Source organism: Oleiphilus sp. HI0086, assembly GCF_001635225.1.
The window spans coordinates 1-15,305 of record NZ_LWFZ01000221.1 but is presented as its reverse complement, the minus strand read 5'-3'; the positions used below and the strand labels follow the sequence as shown (position 1 = coordinate 15,305).

General features: G+C 44.2%; 11 protein-coding genes and 1 riboswitch. All 11 genes read right to left on the bottom strand.

Annotation, left to right across the window (positions count from 1 at the left end):
• The coding region (locus tag A3756_RS02930; RefSeq protein ID WP_082865059.1) for a cob(I)yrinic acid a,c-diamide adenosyltransferase at positions 1-503 on the bottom strand (503 nt) is incomplete at its 3' end.
• A gap of 39 nt (positions 504-542) precedes the next feature.
• Positions 543-1,403 (bottom strand): cobalamin-binding protein, encoded by an 861-nt coding sequence (locus A3756_RS02925; RefSeq protein ID WP_082865058.1) that lies wholly within the window; start codon positions 1,401-1,403, stop codon positions 543-545.
• Positions 1,404-1,412: 9 nt separating this feature from the next.
• The gene (locus tag A3756_RS02920; RefSeq protein ID WP_068552909.1) at positions 1,413-2,456 is read right to left on the bottom strand and encodes an iron ABC transporter permease; all 1,044 of its coding nucleotides are present in this window, start codon (positions 2,454-2,456) and stop codon (positions 1,413-1,415) included.
• Positions 2,446-3,237 carry an ABC transporter ATP-binding protein gene (locus tag A3756_RS02915; RefSeq protein WP_068552907.1) on the bottom strand — a complete coding sequence of 264 codons (792 nt, stop codon included), beginning with the start codon at positions 3,235-3,237 and terminating at the stop codon, positions 2,446-2,448. Before A3756_RS02915 ends, A3756_RS02920 begins: the two co-directional genes overlap by 11 nt.
• 9 nt (positions 3,238-3,246) lie before the next feature.
• The gene (gene cobU, locus A3756_RS02910) at positions 3,247-3,801 is read right to left on the bottom strand and encodes a bifunctional adenosylcobinamide kinase/adenosylcobinamide-phosphate guanylyltransferase (protein WP_068552905.1); all 555 of its coding nucleotides are present in this window, start codon (positions 3,799-3,801) and stop codon (positions 3,247-3,249) included.
• Positions 3,798-5,282, bottom strand: a complete 1,485-nt coding sequence (locus tag A3756_RS02905; protein WP_068552902.1) for a cobyric acid synthase — start codon at positions 5,280-5,282, stop codon at positions 3,798-3,800. Before A3756_RS02905 ends, cobU begins: the two co-directional genes overlap by 4 nt.
• A gap of 18 nt (positions 5,283-5,300) precedes the next feature.
• The gene (locus A3756_RS02900) at positions 5,301-6,485 is read right to left on the bottom strand and encodes a hypothetical protein (RefSeq protein WP_068552900.1); all 1,185 of its coding nucleotides are present in this window, start codon (positions 6,483-6,485) and stop codon (positions 5,301-5,303) included.
• A 36-nt stretch (positions 6,486-6,521) separates the two neighbouring features.
• On the bottom strand, positions 6,522-8,456 hold the full coding sequence (locus tag A3756_RS02895) for a TonB-dependent siderophore receptor (protein WP_068552898.1): 1,935 nt from the start codon (positions 8,454-8,456) through the stop codon (positions 6,522-6,524).
• Positions 8,457-8,558: 102 nt separating this feature from the next.
• A riboswitch (cobalamin riboswitch) is annotated at positions 8,559-8,796 on the bottom strand.
• An 84-nt stretch (positions 8,797-8,880) separates the two neighbouring features.
• Entirely contained in the window at positions 8,881-13,983 is a 5,103-nt protein-coding gene (locus tag A3756_RS02890) for an AAA family ATPase (RefSeq protein ID WP_068552896.1), read from the bottom strand.
• Positions 13,974-14,246: a hypothetical protein gene (locus tag A3756_RS02885; protein WP_068515697.1), complete on the bottom strand. Its 273-nt coding sequence runs from the start codon at positions 14,244-14,246 to the stop codon at positions 13,974-13,976. The genes A3756_RS02890 and A3756_RS02885 overlap by 10 nt, the downstream gene beginning before the upstream one ends.
• Positions 14,247-14,357: 111 nt before the next feature.
• The gene (locus tag A3756_RS02880) at positions 14,358-15,221 is read right to left on the bottom strand and encodes an energy transducer TonB (protein WP_197470039.1); all 864 of its coding nucleotides are present in this window, start codon (positions 15,219-15,221) and stop codon (positions 14,358-14,360) included.
• Positions 15,222-15,305 lie beyond the last annotated feature (84 nt).

The window sequence follows — 15,305 nt, the reverse complement described above, 5'->3', positions numbered from 1 at the left end:
CCTCGTCCGGTAACAATCACGCTTTGCTCAAAAGGCCTATCTCGCAAAGCAGAAAGAATTCGTTCTTCTTCGAGGTATTTATAGGCAATCATATAGGTCAGCTCATCCAGCACGACCAAGTTGTAGCTGTCATCTGCAAGCATTTTCTCCGCTACCTTCCAGGTTTTTTCGGCCGCTTCGATATCTGCTTCTCGATCTTGCGTGTTCCAGGTAAAGCCAGTCCCCATTTGATAGAAGTCTACATCTGGCAATTTGTTTTTTAAGTAAAGCTCTTCACCTGAAAGCTGTGCCCCCTTGATAAACTGTACTACTCCAACCTTATGGTCATAGCCCAAGGCCCGCAAAACCATGCCAAAAGCAGAACTGCTCTTTCCCTTGCCATTTCCTGTAAGCACTATTAAGACACCACGTTCAATATTGGCTGCCTCGATATTAGCGTCTACATTGGCCTTTTGTTTTTGCATCTTCTTTTTATGTGAAGCATTTTTATCTTGCTTTTCCAAGGTCGTACTCCTTCAGGAAGGTAGGTTAGATTATTTATTTTATGAGCGGGCTCTGACTTGATCTAAAGCACTGCAAACGGACTTCATTCCATCAATCACGCGAAGTGAAAAACGATGCATTACGTCACCATTCACGGAAAATATATGCTGATTTCTTACTGCTGGAATCTCGCGCCAGGTAGCCCATTGTTGTGCATCGCCCAATTCTGCACCATGATGCGAAGGAACAATGATCACTTTAGGTTTCGCCTTGAGAATAACCTCTAGACTCACTTGCGGATAATCTAGCGAAGTATCATCAAATATATTTACTCCACCACAACTCGTTAAAATTTCATTGATCCAGCTGCCCGCACCTATCGTTCTTAAGGGCTCATTCCACAACTGGTAAAAGAAGCTTATTGGCGCTTTATGATGATTCTCTTTCTGTATGCCCTGCCAGTCTTGCTTAAACGTTGCAACGAGCTCCGCGGCTTTCGCATTCAGCCCAGTCAAGGCCCCCAGCTCTATGATTTCCGTTTCAATATCTGCCATACGCTTGGTTTCACTACGATAGACCTTTAAGCCCAAGCGTTCTAGGCGATCAATATCACCGGCAGGATTGCCTCCTTCCCAAGCAACAATCAAGTCCGGTTTTAAGGCGAGCACACTCTCAAGTTGAATCCCATTGTAACCACCGACCTGAGGTATTCTCTTAGCTTCATCAGGAAAATCAGCATAGCTTGTCGTTGCTACGATTCTACTTCCAGCACCTAGAGAAAATAATAACTCAACTGAGTGTGGAGAAAGCGCTACGATTCGCTTTGCAACAAAGGGTGCGTGGGAAGTTTCGTCACTATGAGACAAGGAAGCTTGAAAAGCCAAGACTAGCAAAAGCAATAAATTAAGTACTCTGAACATAAGCACGATTTACCATCCTCGACGACGAAGAACCAGAAGAAAGAAGGCACTACCAATTGCTGCTGTAATGACACCAACGGGTAGCTCATTATTATCGATCAAGGTACGTGCAAGCACATCAACCCATACCATGAAACAACCACCCAATAATACACACGCCGTTAAAACGTGCTTACTCCGGCGCTCTAGCAACCTTCTAACAATATGGGGCACCATTAAACCAACAAAGCCTATGCCACCACAATTTGCAACCAACGTTGCCGTTAACAAAGAACTAAGCAATAACATAGAAATTCGCAAACGCTTTACATCCACTCCTAATGCGGTCGCACTTTCATCCCCCGCAAGCATGACACGCAAACGCCGGTGATTGGCAAAAAATATTGCGATACAAATAAGAATAACTAAAGACGGCATCCATAATGCTCCCCAGTGAGCTTTACTAAAACTACCCATAGTCCAAAAAATAAGCGATGCAACGGCTTGAGCATCAGCCATATATAAAACCAAGCTCGTTGCCGCGCTGAACATAAAAGAAACCGCAACGCCGGCTAATAACATTCGTTCAATTTGCGCCCCCATACCCGAAAGAGAGATAACCAGAATAACCGACACAGCACTGCCAATAAACGCTCCAGCAGTGATACCGAGATCATACAGACCAGCATCACTTAGCATTGAACTAGCTCCACCTGCGGCAATGACCAGCACAGCGCCAAATGAGGCGCCTGAGGAAATACCAAACAAATAAGGGTCAGCCAGCGGATTTCGAGTAACCGTTTGCAGAACTGCACCGGCTAAAGACAAACCAGCCCCCGCAAAGAAAGCAAGTATCAGGCGTGGAAGACGCAGATCGAGTAGTACTTGCTCATGGATAGGGTCTGCCGATGCCTCACCCGTAATAACACTAATGATTTCGGCATACGATATATTGATAGGCCCAAAACCCAAAGCTGAAACTAGACAGAACAGAACGAGAAAAGTAATTAGCAAGCAAGCTATGAACTTACCGGCAATCAGCGAACCCGTTCTAGCCTCGACACTAGTATTCATAACTAATTCTCGGAACATCTGCGCTAGGATGGCGATCTACCTTAACCTTCGCCTTGAAGACTTTGGATATTAAAGACTCATTGAGCACTTCATTTATAGAGCCTTGAGCAACCAATCTGCCACGGTCTAACACCAACAAACTATCGCAGAAAGCCGCGGCGAGATTTAAGTCATGAAATGAAGATAAAACACTTATTCCTAAATGCTTCACCTTGTTCAGCAGATCAATTTGGTAGTGGATATCCAAGTGATTGGTTGGCTCATCCATAATTAATAAGCGGGGTTTCTGCACAATTGCTCTTGCAAGCATCACGCGCTGCTTCTCACCACCCGACAAAATACTGAACAAGCAATCTTCAACAGCCGATAAGTCCATATCAGCAATAACTGAACTGACAAAACGAATATCTTCCTTTGTATCCCACTCAAACAAGCCCTTGTGGGGCGCTAGCCCTTGCAGTACAACCTCTCTTACCGTCAGCCCTAAATGATCATGATGCTCCTGCAAAATGACAGCCACCTGCTTTGCGTTGTCCCTTAAGCTGTTCTCCCAGATATCCGAGCCGCCTAAGGACACATTGCCTTTGCTCGGTTTGTTTACTCTGTAACAGCAACGCATCAAGCTGGACTTCCCTGAGCCATTAGGGCCGATTAAGCCAACAAAACCTCCTTCTGATAGGGCAAAACTAATATCTTGCAGGATCACCTTATTACCACAGTGCCACGATAAAGTATTCACACTTAACAAAGGATCAGCAGTTTTATTTTCGCTATCAAGCATCAATATTTCCTAAGAACTGCCAGGCTTATTGTTCGCATTGGATTTGAGTGAAAGAGGCAAGCCTGCGACAACTAAATCGACCTGATCACAAAGGCTTGCCAAGCTTTGATGTAACAGCCCTGCTACATCACAATATTTACGACTTAAATCGCCTAAAGGCATGACTCCCATATTGGTCTCGTTGGAAACCAAAATTAATTCTACATTTGTTAGACTGACAGCCTCGACAAATCGATCAAGCTCTAACTGGACGCGTGTTTTGTCTTCAAGCATCAAAAGATTAGTGACCCATAAGGTAAGACAATCAACAACGAGCACTATATCTTCACCAGCACGTTCCTCAAGCACTTTTGCCAACTCTAGCGGCTCTTCTATCACACACCAATGATCTGGCCGATCTGCCTTGTGACGCTCAATTCGTGCTGCCATCTCCTCATCCAGTGCTTGTGCAGTGGCAAGCAAACAAATCGACGATGCACTATTGTTTGCCATAACTAGCTCTGCTTGCTGTTCTGCATATCGGCTCTTGCCAGATTTTACCCCTCCAAGAATGAGTCTTTTCATCCGGTCTGCTCCAGTAACTCTATCAGCTTATCCATATCAATCGCTGACTCAAAAGCATTGGCTAAGCGCTCCAACTGCTTCTCACGCACTTCTTCAAGGTTGACAGTGGTATCTGATCTTAGTCCAGCCCACTCTAGCAGTGCTTGCAATGCTTCCGGTGAATCAAATATACCGTGCAAATAGGTACCCTTAACCAGGCCGTCACTACTAGTTGCGCCATCTGTACCCGCGAGAGAAGCGTCACCCGTTGATGACCCCAAATTGACAATCATCGGGCGCGCCAAGTCATGTCCTGTGGTCACTCCCGTATGAATTTCATAGCCTTTTACAGGTGCTGAACTTTCGGCTAACTCGCCCACACAATTAAGTAATTTCTTTTCAGCCAACAAGCTAGTCGCACACGAAAGCAAAGCGAAACCTTCACTACTGCCTGGCCGACCTTCTACACCACTTTCATCAGTGATTAATTGCCCTAGCATCTGATAACCGCCACATATTCCCAACACCTTTCCGCCATACCTTAAATGACGATTTAAAATGTCTTTCCAACCATTTTGAACTAAGAAACCTAAATCAGAACGAACGGATTTGGAGCCCGGCAATATGATCAAATCCGCAGGCGGAACCGGGTCCCCTACATTGATATAACGAAAATCAACATCAGGATGCAAACGCAAAGGGTCAAAATCTGTATGATTACTTATACGTGGAACAACCGGCACAATTACACGAAATTTATATTCAGAACTTGGATCGAGTATCTGCTCTGGCAAAGCATCCTCTGCATCAAGGTGTAGACCATGAAGGTAAGGCAGAACACCAAGCACCGGTTTTCCCGTATACGATTCCAGCCAGTCCAAGCCAGACTGAAGCAAGGAAATATCACCTCTAAATCGGTTAATGACGAAACCTTTGATACGCGCTTGCTCAGACTCAGACAGCAATGACAAAGTACCGACCAAATGTGCAAACACACCGCCGCGATCAATATCGGCAACTAAAATAACCGGGCAATCCACTTCCTCAGCAAAACCCATGTTTGCGATATCTCTGTCGCGTAGATTAATCTCTGCCGGTGAGCCAGCACCTTCAACAATGACATGCTGAAATTCATTAGCAAGTCGCTCATGTGAACTTAGCACCGCAGCCATCGCAACCTGTTTATATTCATGGTAAGACGTCGCAGACATGTTGCCTCTGGACTTACCGTGAATAATCACCTGCGCACCGGTATCTGTTTCAGGCTTCAACAAAACCGGATTCATATCCGTTGTCGGCAAAACACAAGCAGCGTGCGCCTGCAATGCCTGCGCTCGCCCTATTTCGCCACCATCAACCGTAACAGCACTGTTGAGCGCCATATTCTGAGGCTTAAAAGGCGCCACTTTATGGCCGCGCCTCACCAAACAACGACACAAAGCAGCCACTAAGGTACTTTTACCCGCATCTGAAGTGGTGCCTTGTATCATCAGTGTTGTCATATCTTAACCTTTACTCAATTAGTCGTTCACAACTATCGACGAGCTCAGCGTATCAAGGTCAATCCTCTCAATACCACCTGTGTACTCAGCAGCACGGTCACCCGAAGCATAACGCCCCACTCCTGTTATGAATAAATCTCCTGCAAAAAGGTCTATTTCAATTGGGTTCTTAACGGTTAGCTCTAAGCCATCTAGTTCACCAGTACCAATTGACACTTCTGCGTCAGTCAGTGTATCAATTGCGATTAGGTAGGCTTGATTCGGCGCATACGAGCTATCAAGTCCCTGAGTGACAACATACAATACGTCTTCATGGATCAATGCAGCAGAAGCATTCGGGAGGCCGTCTTCATCATAATGACTGATATCAATACTATCTAATACGAAATCATCTGACGAGCTATCAGTAACGCTTGGATCGATGACAAGAATTGACCCTTCTCCCCAGCGAATAACATAGGCTTTATCATCAGATGCGAAAAGCACATCATATGGGTTACTGTTGCTTTCGCCGTCTTCATCATTCAAACCGTACTGCCAGGTTAAGGTGTTTGGGTTGTCTATATCGTACTTCGATAAGTTATTTTCACCGTACTTACCTATTCTGTAGTAGTCACTTCCATTTACTGCCACATCGATATCAGAACGATCCGTAGCTGCAAATCCTTCAGTGTGGTCAAAAGGCGCAACTGCTTCCGCAATTGAAATATCACTAGATGAATAATCAGATGCAACACCTTTAATAAATGCACAAGCATTCGCGCAATCGCCACTCAGGTTTTCTGAAAAGGTAATGCTTCCCGGGTTATTGCTTAACTGAATCGTATCAACCACTGCGTTATTACTAGTATTAAGAATCTGAATCTGAGGTGTTGCAAAGTCTCCAACACCTACCCACAACTGCCCCGATGGGCTAAGTTCCAGCGACTGTATATCGACACTCTCGAAACCGGTAACAGGCTCCGTTACTACCGCACCCGTTGTAGGGTTAAACTGATAAAGACTACTAGAACCCCAGCTTTCGTTTCCCTGAAAGTACGCCAAAGTATCGCTAACGTAAACTGATGCGGCAATATTTCCATACAAACCAGCTGTTTCAGATTTGATACTGTTGTCACTTGAACAACCAGTAACGCCAATCGCACCTAGCGCCAATAGCCCTAAGACTAGTTTTTTACCTGCCACATTTTTTTCAATATTCATTACTTGCTCCTATTAATAGTATTTACACACTATCGATCAAAATTGATGAGCATAAGAAACAAACCACTGACGCCCGGGCCCTGGGAATCGGTTGTATTTGCTTACACGCTGACCACTAACATTCTTAATTTTAAATTCGAGTGAATCTTTTTCACTTTTAAAGCCAAGACTGGCGTTAACCTGCTTAACGTCGGGAAGTTCGGCCACACCAGCTGAATCGTAAACACCACCCGACTGCCGTACATATTCCAAGCCAACCGAACGCCCTTGGTCGGCAACCCGCATCTCAACAGTTCCGGAAAAGTCATAAACGCCCGGCAAGGACTCCCCCCTGAAGGCTCTAGAGTTAGATTTATCTTCAGTATCTTGGAAGGTGAGGTTCGAATTAATACAGACAAAATTCGATAAGTGAAGCTCATTGCTGACTTCAATACCGATCACTTGCGCTTTAGAAAGATTCTGCGGTTTGCCAATGCCTCGCGAGTTGTAAATAGTGACAATGGCATCGTTAAGATCACGATAAAACAAAGCGAGCGTACCGGATGTTCTGGTTGACTGATAACTAAGGCTAATATCGGTGTTTAGGGCTTTTTCCTCAACAAGGTCTTCATTGCCTAAAGTGAACCCGCGATCACCATACATTTCATTTAACTCGGGAAGTCTAATATTTCTGGAGATGTTGGCCCTGAATTGAACCTCAGCACTTAGCTGTGCAAGCAAACCAAGCTGGAGGTCATGATAAAACTCAGCAACCTGATCCTGCTTTATTTCATCTACGACAGAGATCCCACGAGCACTACCATTGACCAACCAAAAACCTGAATTAGACAGCCATTCATCTTGTAGCCCGACAACAGTTGTCACGCGCTGATATTGACTAGAAGTGCCTTCGATGCGTTCCTGTAGATCGTAGCCTTCGATCTTTGCGCTTAACAGTGCGGCCCAAAGATTCGCACCGGAAGAAAAACTAGCTTTAATATTTCCACCAAATGATTTTGATACAGTTCGGTCATCATTTCGCAATAAACCTACTTGATTTTTCTCATCCCGAAATATCGTTTCTTTATAAAGTCCATATAAACTATAGTTAAAAACAATACCGCGCCTAAGATGCTGCTCTATATTGGCTTGCATCGAAAAGAACTCTGAGTCATAGGTGGCATCATTGTCTGCAAGGTTTTGTATCTCTGGAACACCCTGCTCTTTATTAGAGTATTGCGTAGTTAAACTAAATCGATACGCCTCATTAACCTGCTCGTTAAATGATGCCAGAAGTGATGTATGTACAACATCATTATTGTTCTTATTTTGATCATAATCGTCGGCGTAATAATCGGGCGTATCGTTTGTATTGATGACTGTATAGTCATTGTCAGCACTAAAGTGCTCAGCAGAAAAAAGATAATTAAGGGTATCCAGACTCCCTTTATACGATGCTGCAGCACGTTTGAGGCCTTCTGAACCAAGACTTGAACTAAGTAAGCCACCGGCTTTTCGTGCACCACCGCTAGTCTTGATATTAATTGCCCCACCAATCCCGGCTTGCTCTAAATATATCGGGACATTACCCCGGTATATTTCTACCTGTTCAACCGCACCAAGTAAGAACTGGCTCAAGTCGACAGCCCCCTGGTAGGAGCCATTCAGCAATACACCATCCAAGTACACGTTTACTTGTTTACTAGATGAGCCGCGAACACTAACAGAACTGAAACTGCCAAAGCCTCCAAGATCTCTGACTTGAACCCCCACTTGGCGCTCAACTATATCGGCAACGCTTACGGCATCACTAGAGAAATCTTCTTTCTTGATAACGGTAACTAAACCAGTATTGCTTGAGGGGTCAACATCAGTCAGCTTGGGGCGTGAAGTTTGAACAAGTACTTCGTTATGTTTTCCTAATATTTCCTGTGCATAAGCATGATAGGAAAAAATTATAAGTACTAAATAGGCAGCAACAAGTCTAAGCACAACTCACCCAACAGCATGTGATGATGGCTTACGAAGGAAGTAAAAAATATACTGGAGAAAAATTACGCACAGCAATATTTTCAAATATCGCCCTCCGCAATACCTTAAATTAAGTTCTCAGGCCGGTCTCCGGGCTTATGAGCATCTGATCACTGTCAGTAGAACTAGCGCCTTCCCATGTATTAATTACACAGTGGCGAGAGCTAGTCCTGTTACTCAATTACCGTTGCGGGGGCAGCGTTGGACTTATTCACTGCTTTAACATACAGCCTTCACCAACTTCCCGTTTCATTCTTAGCAAATGGACAAAGCCAAGAACACCTGTAACGTGGGCGCTAATGTAATAATGTCAGGTTTAAAAGTCAAGTATGCAAATATTTAGGGCCAGAGTAAAAACGGCTATTTTTATTCTGGCCCTAAATATTTATTGCTCTGGAATAGTAAAGTAAAAACTTGCGCCTTTGCCAACCTCAGAGTCGGCCCAGACCCTCCCTCCATGCTTTTCGACAATCCGCTTAACCGTTGATAAACCGACGCCGGTGCCATCGAAGTCACTTTTGTTATGCAATCGCTGGAAGGTCGAGAAGAGCTTACCGGCATGTGACATATCAAAACCTGCACCATTGTCCTTAACCTTAAACACGCGCTCTGTTCTTCCGAGTTCGTCCTCTACCAAAGCAGAGCTAAATGCTATTTCTGCAGATTCTGTCTTGCTACTGTACTTCCAGGCATTGTTTATCAGGTTTTCAACGACTGAATGCATCATTCTGGCATCACCATTGATATTCATATCTGGCTGAATATAAATATCTACGACACGCAGGGGATAGGTATCGCGCAGATTGGCCACTACTGTGTCAGCAATTTCGCTTAAGTTTAGGTCTGTTCTTTTTACTTCTTTTCGCTGCATTCGTGACAGGTCCAGCAAACCGTTAATCAAGTCTTCCATCGACTTGGCACCGGCAACGACTTTCGCCAATATCCGTTGCGCTTCTTCATCAAGCTGCGAGGCGTAATCATCAAGTAAGATATCACTAAAGCCTTTGATCATGCGTAAGGGTGATTTTAGATCATGCGATACAGTGTAACTAAATGACTCCAGTTCTTTATTTGCTGAGGCTAATTCAACATTAGCCTGGTCCAGATCTCGTGTTCGCTGGGCTACTTTCTCTTCCAAACTAGCATTCAGGCCCGTCACTTCATTAAACAAACGCGCATTTTCAAGCGATATAGCAGCCTGTGTCAGTAAGACTTTTATCACACTCATGCGCTGCTCGGTAAAGACCCCTGTACTCAAGTTATTCTCTAAGTACAGAGCGCCTATTTGAGATTTTCGGTAAACAATTGGCAAACATAATACCGACTTTGACCTTGCTTTCGATATATAAGCATCCTCTTTAAACTCGCCGTCAGCGCAAGCATTTTCTAGCCAGATTGTTTCACCTAAACGAAGTGTTAAATTGATTATGTCCTGAGGAACATTCACGGACTTTTCCAGAGGTATATGCATTAAATAGGAAGCCTGATCGTTTGGTAAATCGACTTGAGCTTCTATCTTTGGCCCCTTCAGGCTCTGTACAACCAAGACCCCAATATGTGCACCTGCATTTTCAAGAATTACTTTCATCATGCTTTCAATGAGGTTGTGTAAATCCAACTCCCCCGACAGGGTCTGCATTGACTTTATGATTGACTGAAAATCCAAAGCCTCTCCCGACCTGACTGAACTGGTCGCGGATAAGCCAGTTGAAAACTGCTGAGTCAGCGTAACATTTGACGAATTACTAAATGTGGCTGGCACTGTTTTATCACGTTTCTCACTTATAGCCAGCTCAGGATAACATGCTAATAGCCTATCAATTTTGGCTTTATTCCCCCAACTCTTGTACCAGCTATGTGCCCGTTTAATCGGAACATCGGCAAGGGATTCAAAACCAATATCTATTAAGTAGCGTCCAAAGAATTCGTTTGATAAACCGGCATATTGTCTAAAGCCGTTTTCCTCGGCTTCCTTTATGGCCTGTTTATAACGCTTTGCCGTTTGTTCAAAAGGCGCGCCATCTAAGGCAAGCTGCTCTGCTTCTACCAAAGCAATTTTATGCTCATGATTAAGAGAATATAAATCGGCTCGAAGCTGAAGAATGTGCTTGAGCTCGTTTGATACTTTCTCCAATTTTTTGAATGCTTGATGACTAGCGCCTACAAAGCCCTCTCTCTGAGCACGAATAAAGGCAAGATTACTAAGGCAATATAGGTCAACCATCATAAAATGGCTTTTGAAAAGCCCGTAACTTGCAACCGCGTCAAACAAATGCGCAACCAGTGTTTCGCAATCCGCTTCGTCCCAGAAGAAGTATTCAAAACGGCAATACATGAGAAAGGCTTTGAAAGAACTACCATTGATAATTGCTAACGAGGTCGCCTCGAAGTTTTCGTCGCCAAGCAAGTATTCGTGCTTAAGATAAGATTGCCAAGAGTTTTCAAGTATCGGCAGAAAAGGAACACGCAAAGACTTTTTCTCGACAAAGGCCTTCGCCTCCTCATACTCTGTTAGTAACTCTTCAATGGGAAAGCCCGCAACCGCTTTGATCGTTGACTTCGCAGATAAGCACACCCCTGCTCTAGCAAGCTCTCCTGTCTCAATCCCGGCTTCGAAGCCTCTCTCGTAAGCGTAATATGACTCTGTGACGTGTCCTTTTAGATGTGCAAGTGACACTCCAATTCCATTCCATGCAGAAGCGGAGTCCCTACAGTTCGGATTACTTTCCAGCCACTGCTTAGCTTTTTCACCAGCTTCATAGGCTGCCCCATACTCATCTCTTAACGCCAATAGCATGCCATAGGTAGTTAAGGTCACCGGTGTTGCATCAGTTCGACCATGCAGTGTTGCAGATATCAAACTAGCCTGAATACAAACAGAAGCGAATTCTATGCGTTGCATCAAAAAGCCAGCTAAACCGAAATTAACCAAAACATAATTAGTTAAGTGATGCGACCGATCTTTACATTCTGGCCAGTTTTCAAAATCCTTAATCGGACGCTTAGCCAGCGCATCCCTTAGTTGCGATGCTTGCTCTAACATGATGGCTTTGAGAGAACTTAGGTCATCAGGAATATCAATACCCAATATTGACAAAGCCTGCCGCCCCATTTCTAGCCCAAGTGCGTAGTCTGAGCGGCCTATGGCTTGCACAAGCAGGTAGGCAAGCAACTCCACCTTGTCTAAAGGATCAATAGCATTATCGACCAGCTGGGAGTAAAGTTGCTTAGATGCTTCAAGGTCTCCGTTTAAGTATGCAGCTTCCGCTTTGATTTTATAGAGCTTGAAGCACTTATCATAACTCTCAGCCCATGCATTATCGCCCAATAAAATTAATGCCAAGCTTGAGTATTGATCAGCAGCAAGCCACACACTTGATAGCTTGGCTTTCTCAGCAGCCAAAACATTAAGCTCGATCAGGTTTTCAATTTCCAACTGATCGGAAATAAGCGAGATGCCATGATTAAGCTGCTCCACAAGCTCAAACACCCGTTCTTCTTTTTCGTCATCACTATAAGTCTTATATAGACGCCAGCCTATACTCAGGTGAGTATCGACCCTCTCTTCCTCACCCAAAGACTCATACGCTGCTTGCAACATCCGATCATGAAGGAATTTACACGATGGGATAAAACTATGAATTGCGGTTTCATGGCTCCGCAATGAATAATACTGGCTAAGTAATTTTTGGGGTACCAATACACTTTCGCCGTACTCCCCTTGCAGTGTTTGCTGAAAGCCGCCGATTACAGCTAAAAACCAATCGCCCCCCTCCTGAACAAGCAAGCCTTCTTTTAATGCCAGCCACAAAGATTCAGCAACTTCCTCCATGGGTAAGTCACTGGCAACAGCCAATGTTTCCAAATCAAATCTGGTACCCACACATGCAGCTTTTTGGAGGAGCTTTTGGGTTTTAATCGGTAGCTCAGACATGCGTTCAAGCATGAGCTCGACAACATTATCAGTTATCGACTCTAATTTTATAGTCTCCAAATCCCAAGTCCAATAGTGCTCTGAAATATCAAACGTTACGAGACCTTTCCTATCAAGCGCTTTAAGGAACTCTATCGAGAAAAAAGGGTTGCCTCCTGTTTTTGAAACAACAAGATCTGCCAGCTCTTGAACATCGGCTTGGGTACGCTGAAAAGTATCCATAATTAGCAAACGTAACTGGCCTTTTTTCAGCGGTTTTAGTTTTATATGTTGCGCCTCAAACTTTCGAGCGGCAACTTTGTTTAACATGCTTTGAGCCGGGTGCTGGCTATCAACTTCATTATCTCGATAAGCAAGTAATATAAGAAGGCGACAACCAGGTTCACTGAGCAACTCCGGTATCAGATGCAAAGTTCCGCGGTCTGCCCATTGAATGTCATCAATAAAGATAACCCAGGGCTTATCTTCTGTAATGGTTTTAATGAAAGCCTGAAAAACTAGCACGAAACGAGCAAGCGTCTCTTGTGCACCAAGAAGCAAAGGTGCCTCGTGTTTGCCGAAAAGCAGTTCCAATTCCGGAAGGAATTCAATTAACACTCTGACGTTATTACCCAAAGCTTCACCTAAGCGTTTACGCAGTGAAAGCAGCTGATCTTCAGGTAACCTTAGTTCTTGTTTTAGCCAGTTTGTCAGAGCTGCCTTAATCGCAGAGTATGGTGTATTTTGTTGGAATTGATCGAACTTACCGCTTATAAAGACGCCATTGCTCGCTGCGATGGGTTTGTACACTTCGTGAATCAATGCTGACTTGCCGATCCCTGAGTAACCGCAAACTGTCAGTAATTGGGGCCGACCTTGTTTCGCTTTATCAAAGCTTTCAAGCAAAAGGCCAAGCTCTTCATTTCGGCCATATAAGGTCTGAGGTATGCAAAAGCGACTAGATACATCGTTAGTCGCCAGCAAAAAATCATTTACCGTGCCATCTTTAACAATTGAACGCTGACAATGCAGCAAATCATGCTTTAGACCGAATGCGCTCTGGTATCTATCTTCAGCATTTTTCATCATCATTTTATCAATAATTGATGAAATAGCTGCTGGTAAAGCTGGCCTTTTAGTCGAAGCGCTCTGCTGTTGAGTCGCCATGTGGGCATACACTATACCCAGAGCATCATCAGCTTCGAATGGTAAGTCTCCCGTCAGAAGTTTATAGAAAGTTACGCCCAGAGTGTAAATATCACTTCGGTAGTCTATAGCACGGTTCATTCGCCCTGTTTGCTCGGGAGAAATATAACTTAAAATACCTTCAAGCTTATCAGGCTCGATAATGGCTGGCTGTTCGCGCGTTAATAATGAGGCCAGACCGAAATCGATAATTTGTACTCTTCCGGTATCCGGATTCAGAACGATATTTCCGGGATGCAAGTCTTTATGAATTACTTGAGCATGGTGAATCGCATCCAAGGCATCAGCGAGTTGAATAGCAATATCAAGGAATAGAGGAACAGGCAATTGATGGGAGTCTTGACTTTCAGCATAACGTTTTAAGTCCATGCCCGAATATCTTCCATCACCATACAAGGCGATAAAGAATCATCGATCAATTCCATTGCTTTAACGATGTTCGGGTGGTCAAACATCTGAAGAACTTCGTAGCTGAAAGCCATACGGGCACGCTGACTTTCTATATCGCAATTCTCACCGCAGGCACGGAGAATGACGCCCTCGCCTGTGGCTGCATTTTGGGCGCGAAATACCCTTGTTCCAACGCTTGAGAAAAGCGTTTCACTAATCGCATAATTAGGTATTTGGAACATACAACCTCATCGCCTGCTATCTTACTTATTCTTTTAAGTATAGCAGTCAAATCAGAGTAACCAGCATTATGGATGCCATGCAATAAGCACTGGCCAAATGACGCTCAACAGTTACTTAATCTGAAAGCTTATCGGTATTTCGATATAGCTGGCGACGTTCTTACCGTTGACTTGTGCAGGCTTAAACGTCCAGGAATCTTGCACAGTTTCCCAAGCGGTATAATCCAACACACCATAGTGGCTGCTTTGAATAATTAGTAAGCTCTCGACACCACCGTTGGGGTCGACATTCACTCCAATCACAACAGTACCCTGCCAGCCCCGTTTTGCAGCAATGGGAGGATATTTGGGTTCCGGGTTATCAGCACTTCCTAAAACATAGGAAGGTTTAGGTATTAACTCTAGCGCCTCAGGTTCCGTTTCCTGTACTTCTACAGGCTTTTCATCAGGTGGCTCATCGGCTTTCGTTTCGCTTGGTGGCTGATTGGGCTCAATAGAATTATTTTGCTCAATTTTTTGCTCGCTATAAAGGGCTCTAGTAGTCTCGACGGAACTCAGTACAACATCACGTATACTCGGTTTAACGATATCCTGTGATTTTGATTTCGGTACTTCGTCGGACCTGTCACTTTTCTCTCTCTTAGTCTTTTTTTGTTCAGACTCAAGTATGCTTTCCTTACTATTTTGCTTGTGTGTTTTTGGTTTTTCTGGGAGTTCCGGCCTCTTTTGTTCCACTTCACGAGGCATTTGAGCAGATACGTTTTCAACAATCTCCTTATCAGCGGGGTCCCCCTCCTCTTGCGAGGGTCTTAAGGAAACATTAACCGAAGTTTTTCCAATCGGCGCAAAGATTTCGTTCTGTCCTTCCCAAAGACTCAGCGCAATATGTGCCAAAAATGACAGTATAATCGCACCGGCTAAGGCTTTTCTTGGCCGAGAACTTGAACCACTAGCAATGGGTGAATCTATTGACAAGAACTTGTTTTCCATGGGTTGGGACTAAAGAAACGGAAACTGTGTGGAATAATACATTGAAATATAAACTTTTCTCTAAAGTTA

What these genes read in the sequence shown, in the direction of transcription:
- A3756_RS02925 (WP_082865058.1), bottom strand. Translation starts at nt 1,403, where the DNA reads ATGTTCAGAGTACTTAATTTATTGCTTTTGCTAGTCTTGGCTTTTCAA.
- A3756_RS02920 (WP_068552909.1), bottom strand. Translation starts at nt 2,456, where the DNA reads ATGAATACTAGTGTCGAGGCTAGAACGGGTTCGCTGATTGCCGGTAAG.
- A3756_RS02915 (WP_068552907.1), bottom strand. Translation starts at nt 3,237, where the DNA reads ATGCTTGATAGCGAAAATAAAACTGCTGATCCTTTGTTAAGTGTGAAT.
- cobU (WP_068552905.1), bottom strand. Translation starts at nt 3,801, where the DNA reads ATGAAAAGACTCATTCTTGGAGGGGTAAAATCTGGCAAGAGCCGATAT.
- A3756_RS02905 (WP_068552902.1), bottom strand. Translation starts at nt 5,282, where the DNA reads ATGACAACACTGATGATACAAGGCACCACTTCAGATGCGGGTAAAAGT.
- A3756_RS02900 (WP_068552900.1), bottom strand. Translation starts at nt 6,485, where the DNA reads ATGAATATTGAAAAAAATGTGGCAGGTAAAAAACTAGTCTTAGGGCTA.
- A3756_RS02890 (WP_068552896.1), bottom strand. Translation starts at nt 13,983, where the DNA reads ATGGACTTAAAACGTTATGCTGAAAGTCAAGACTCCCATCAATTGCCT.
- A3756_RS02885 (WP_068515697.1), bottom strand. Translation starts at nt 14,246, where the DNA reads ATGTTCCAAATACCTAATTATGCGATTAGTGAAACGCTTTTCTCAAGC.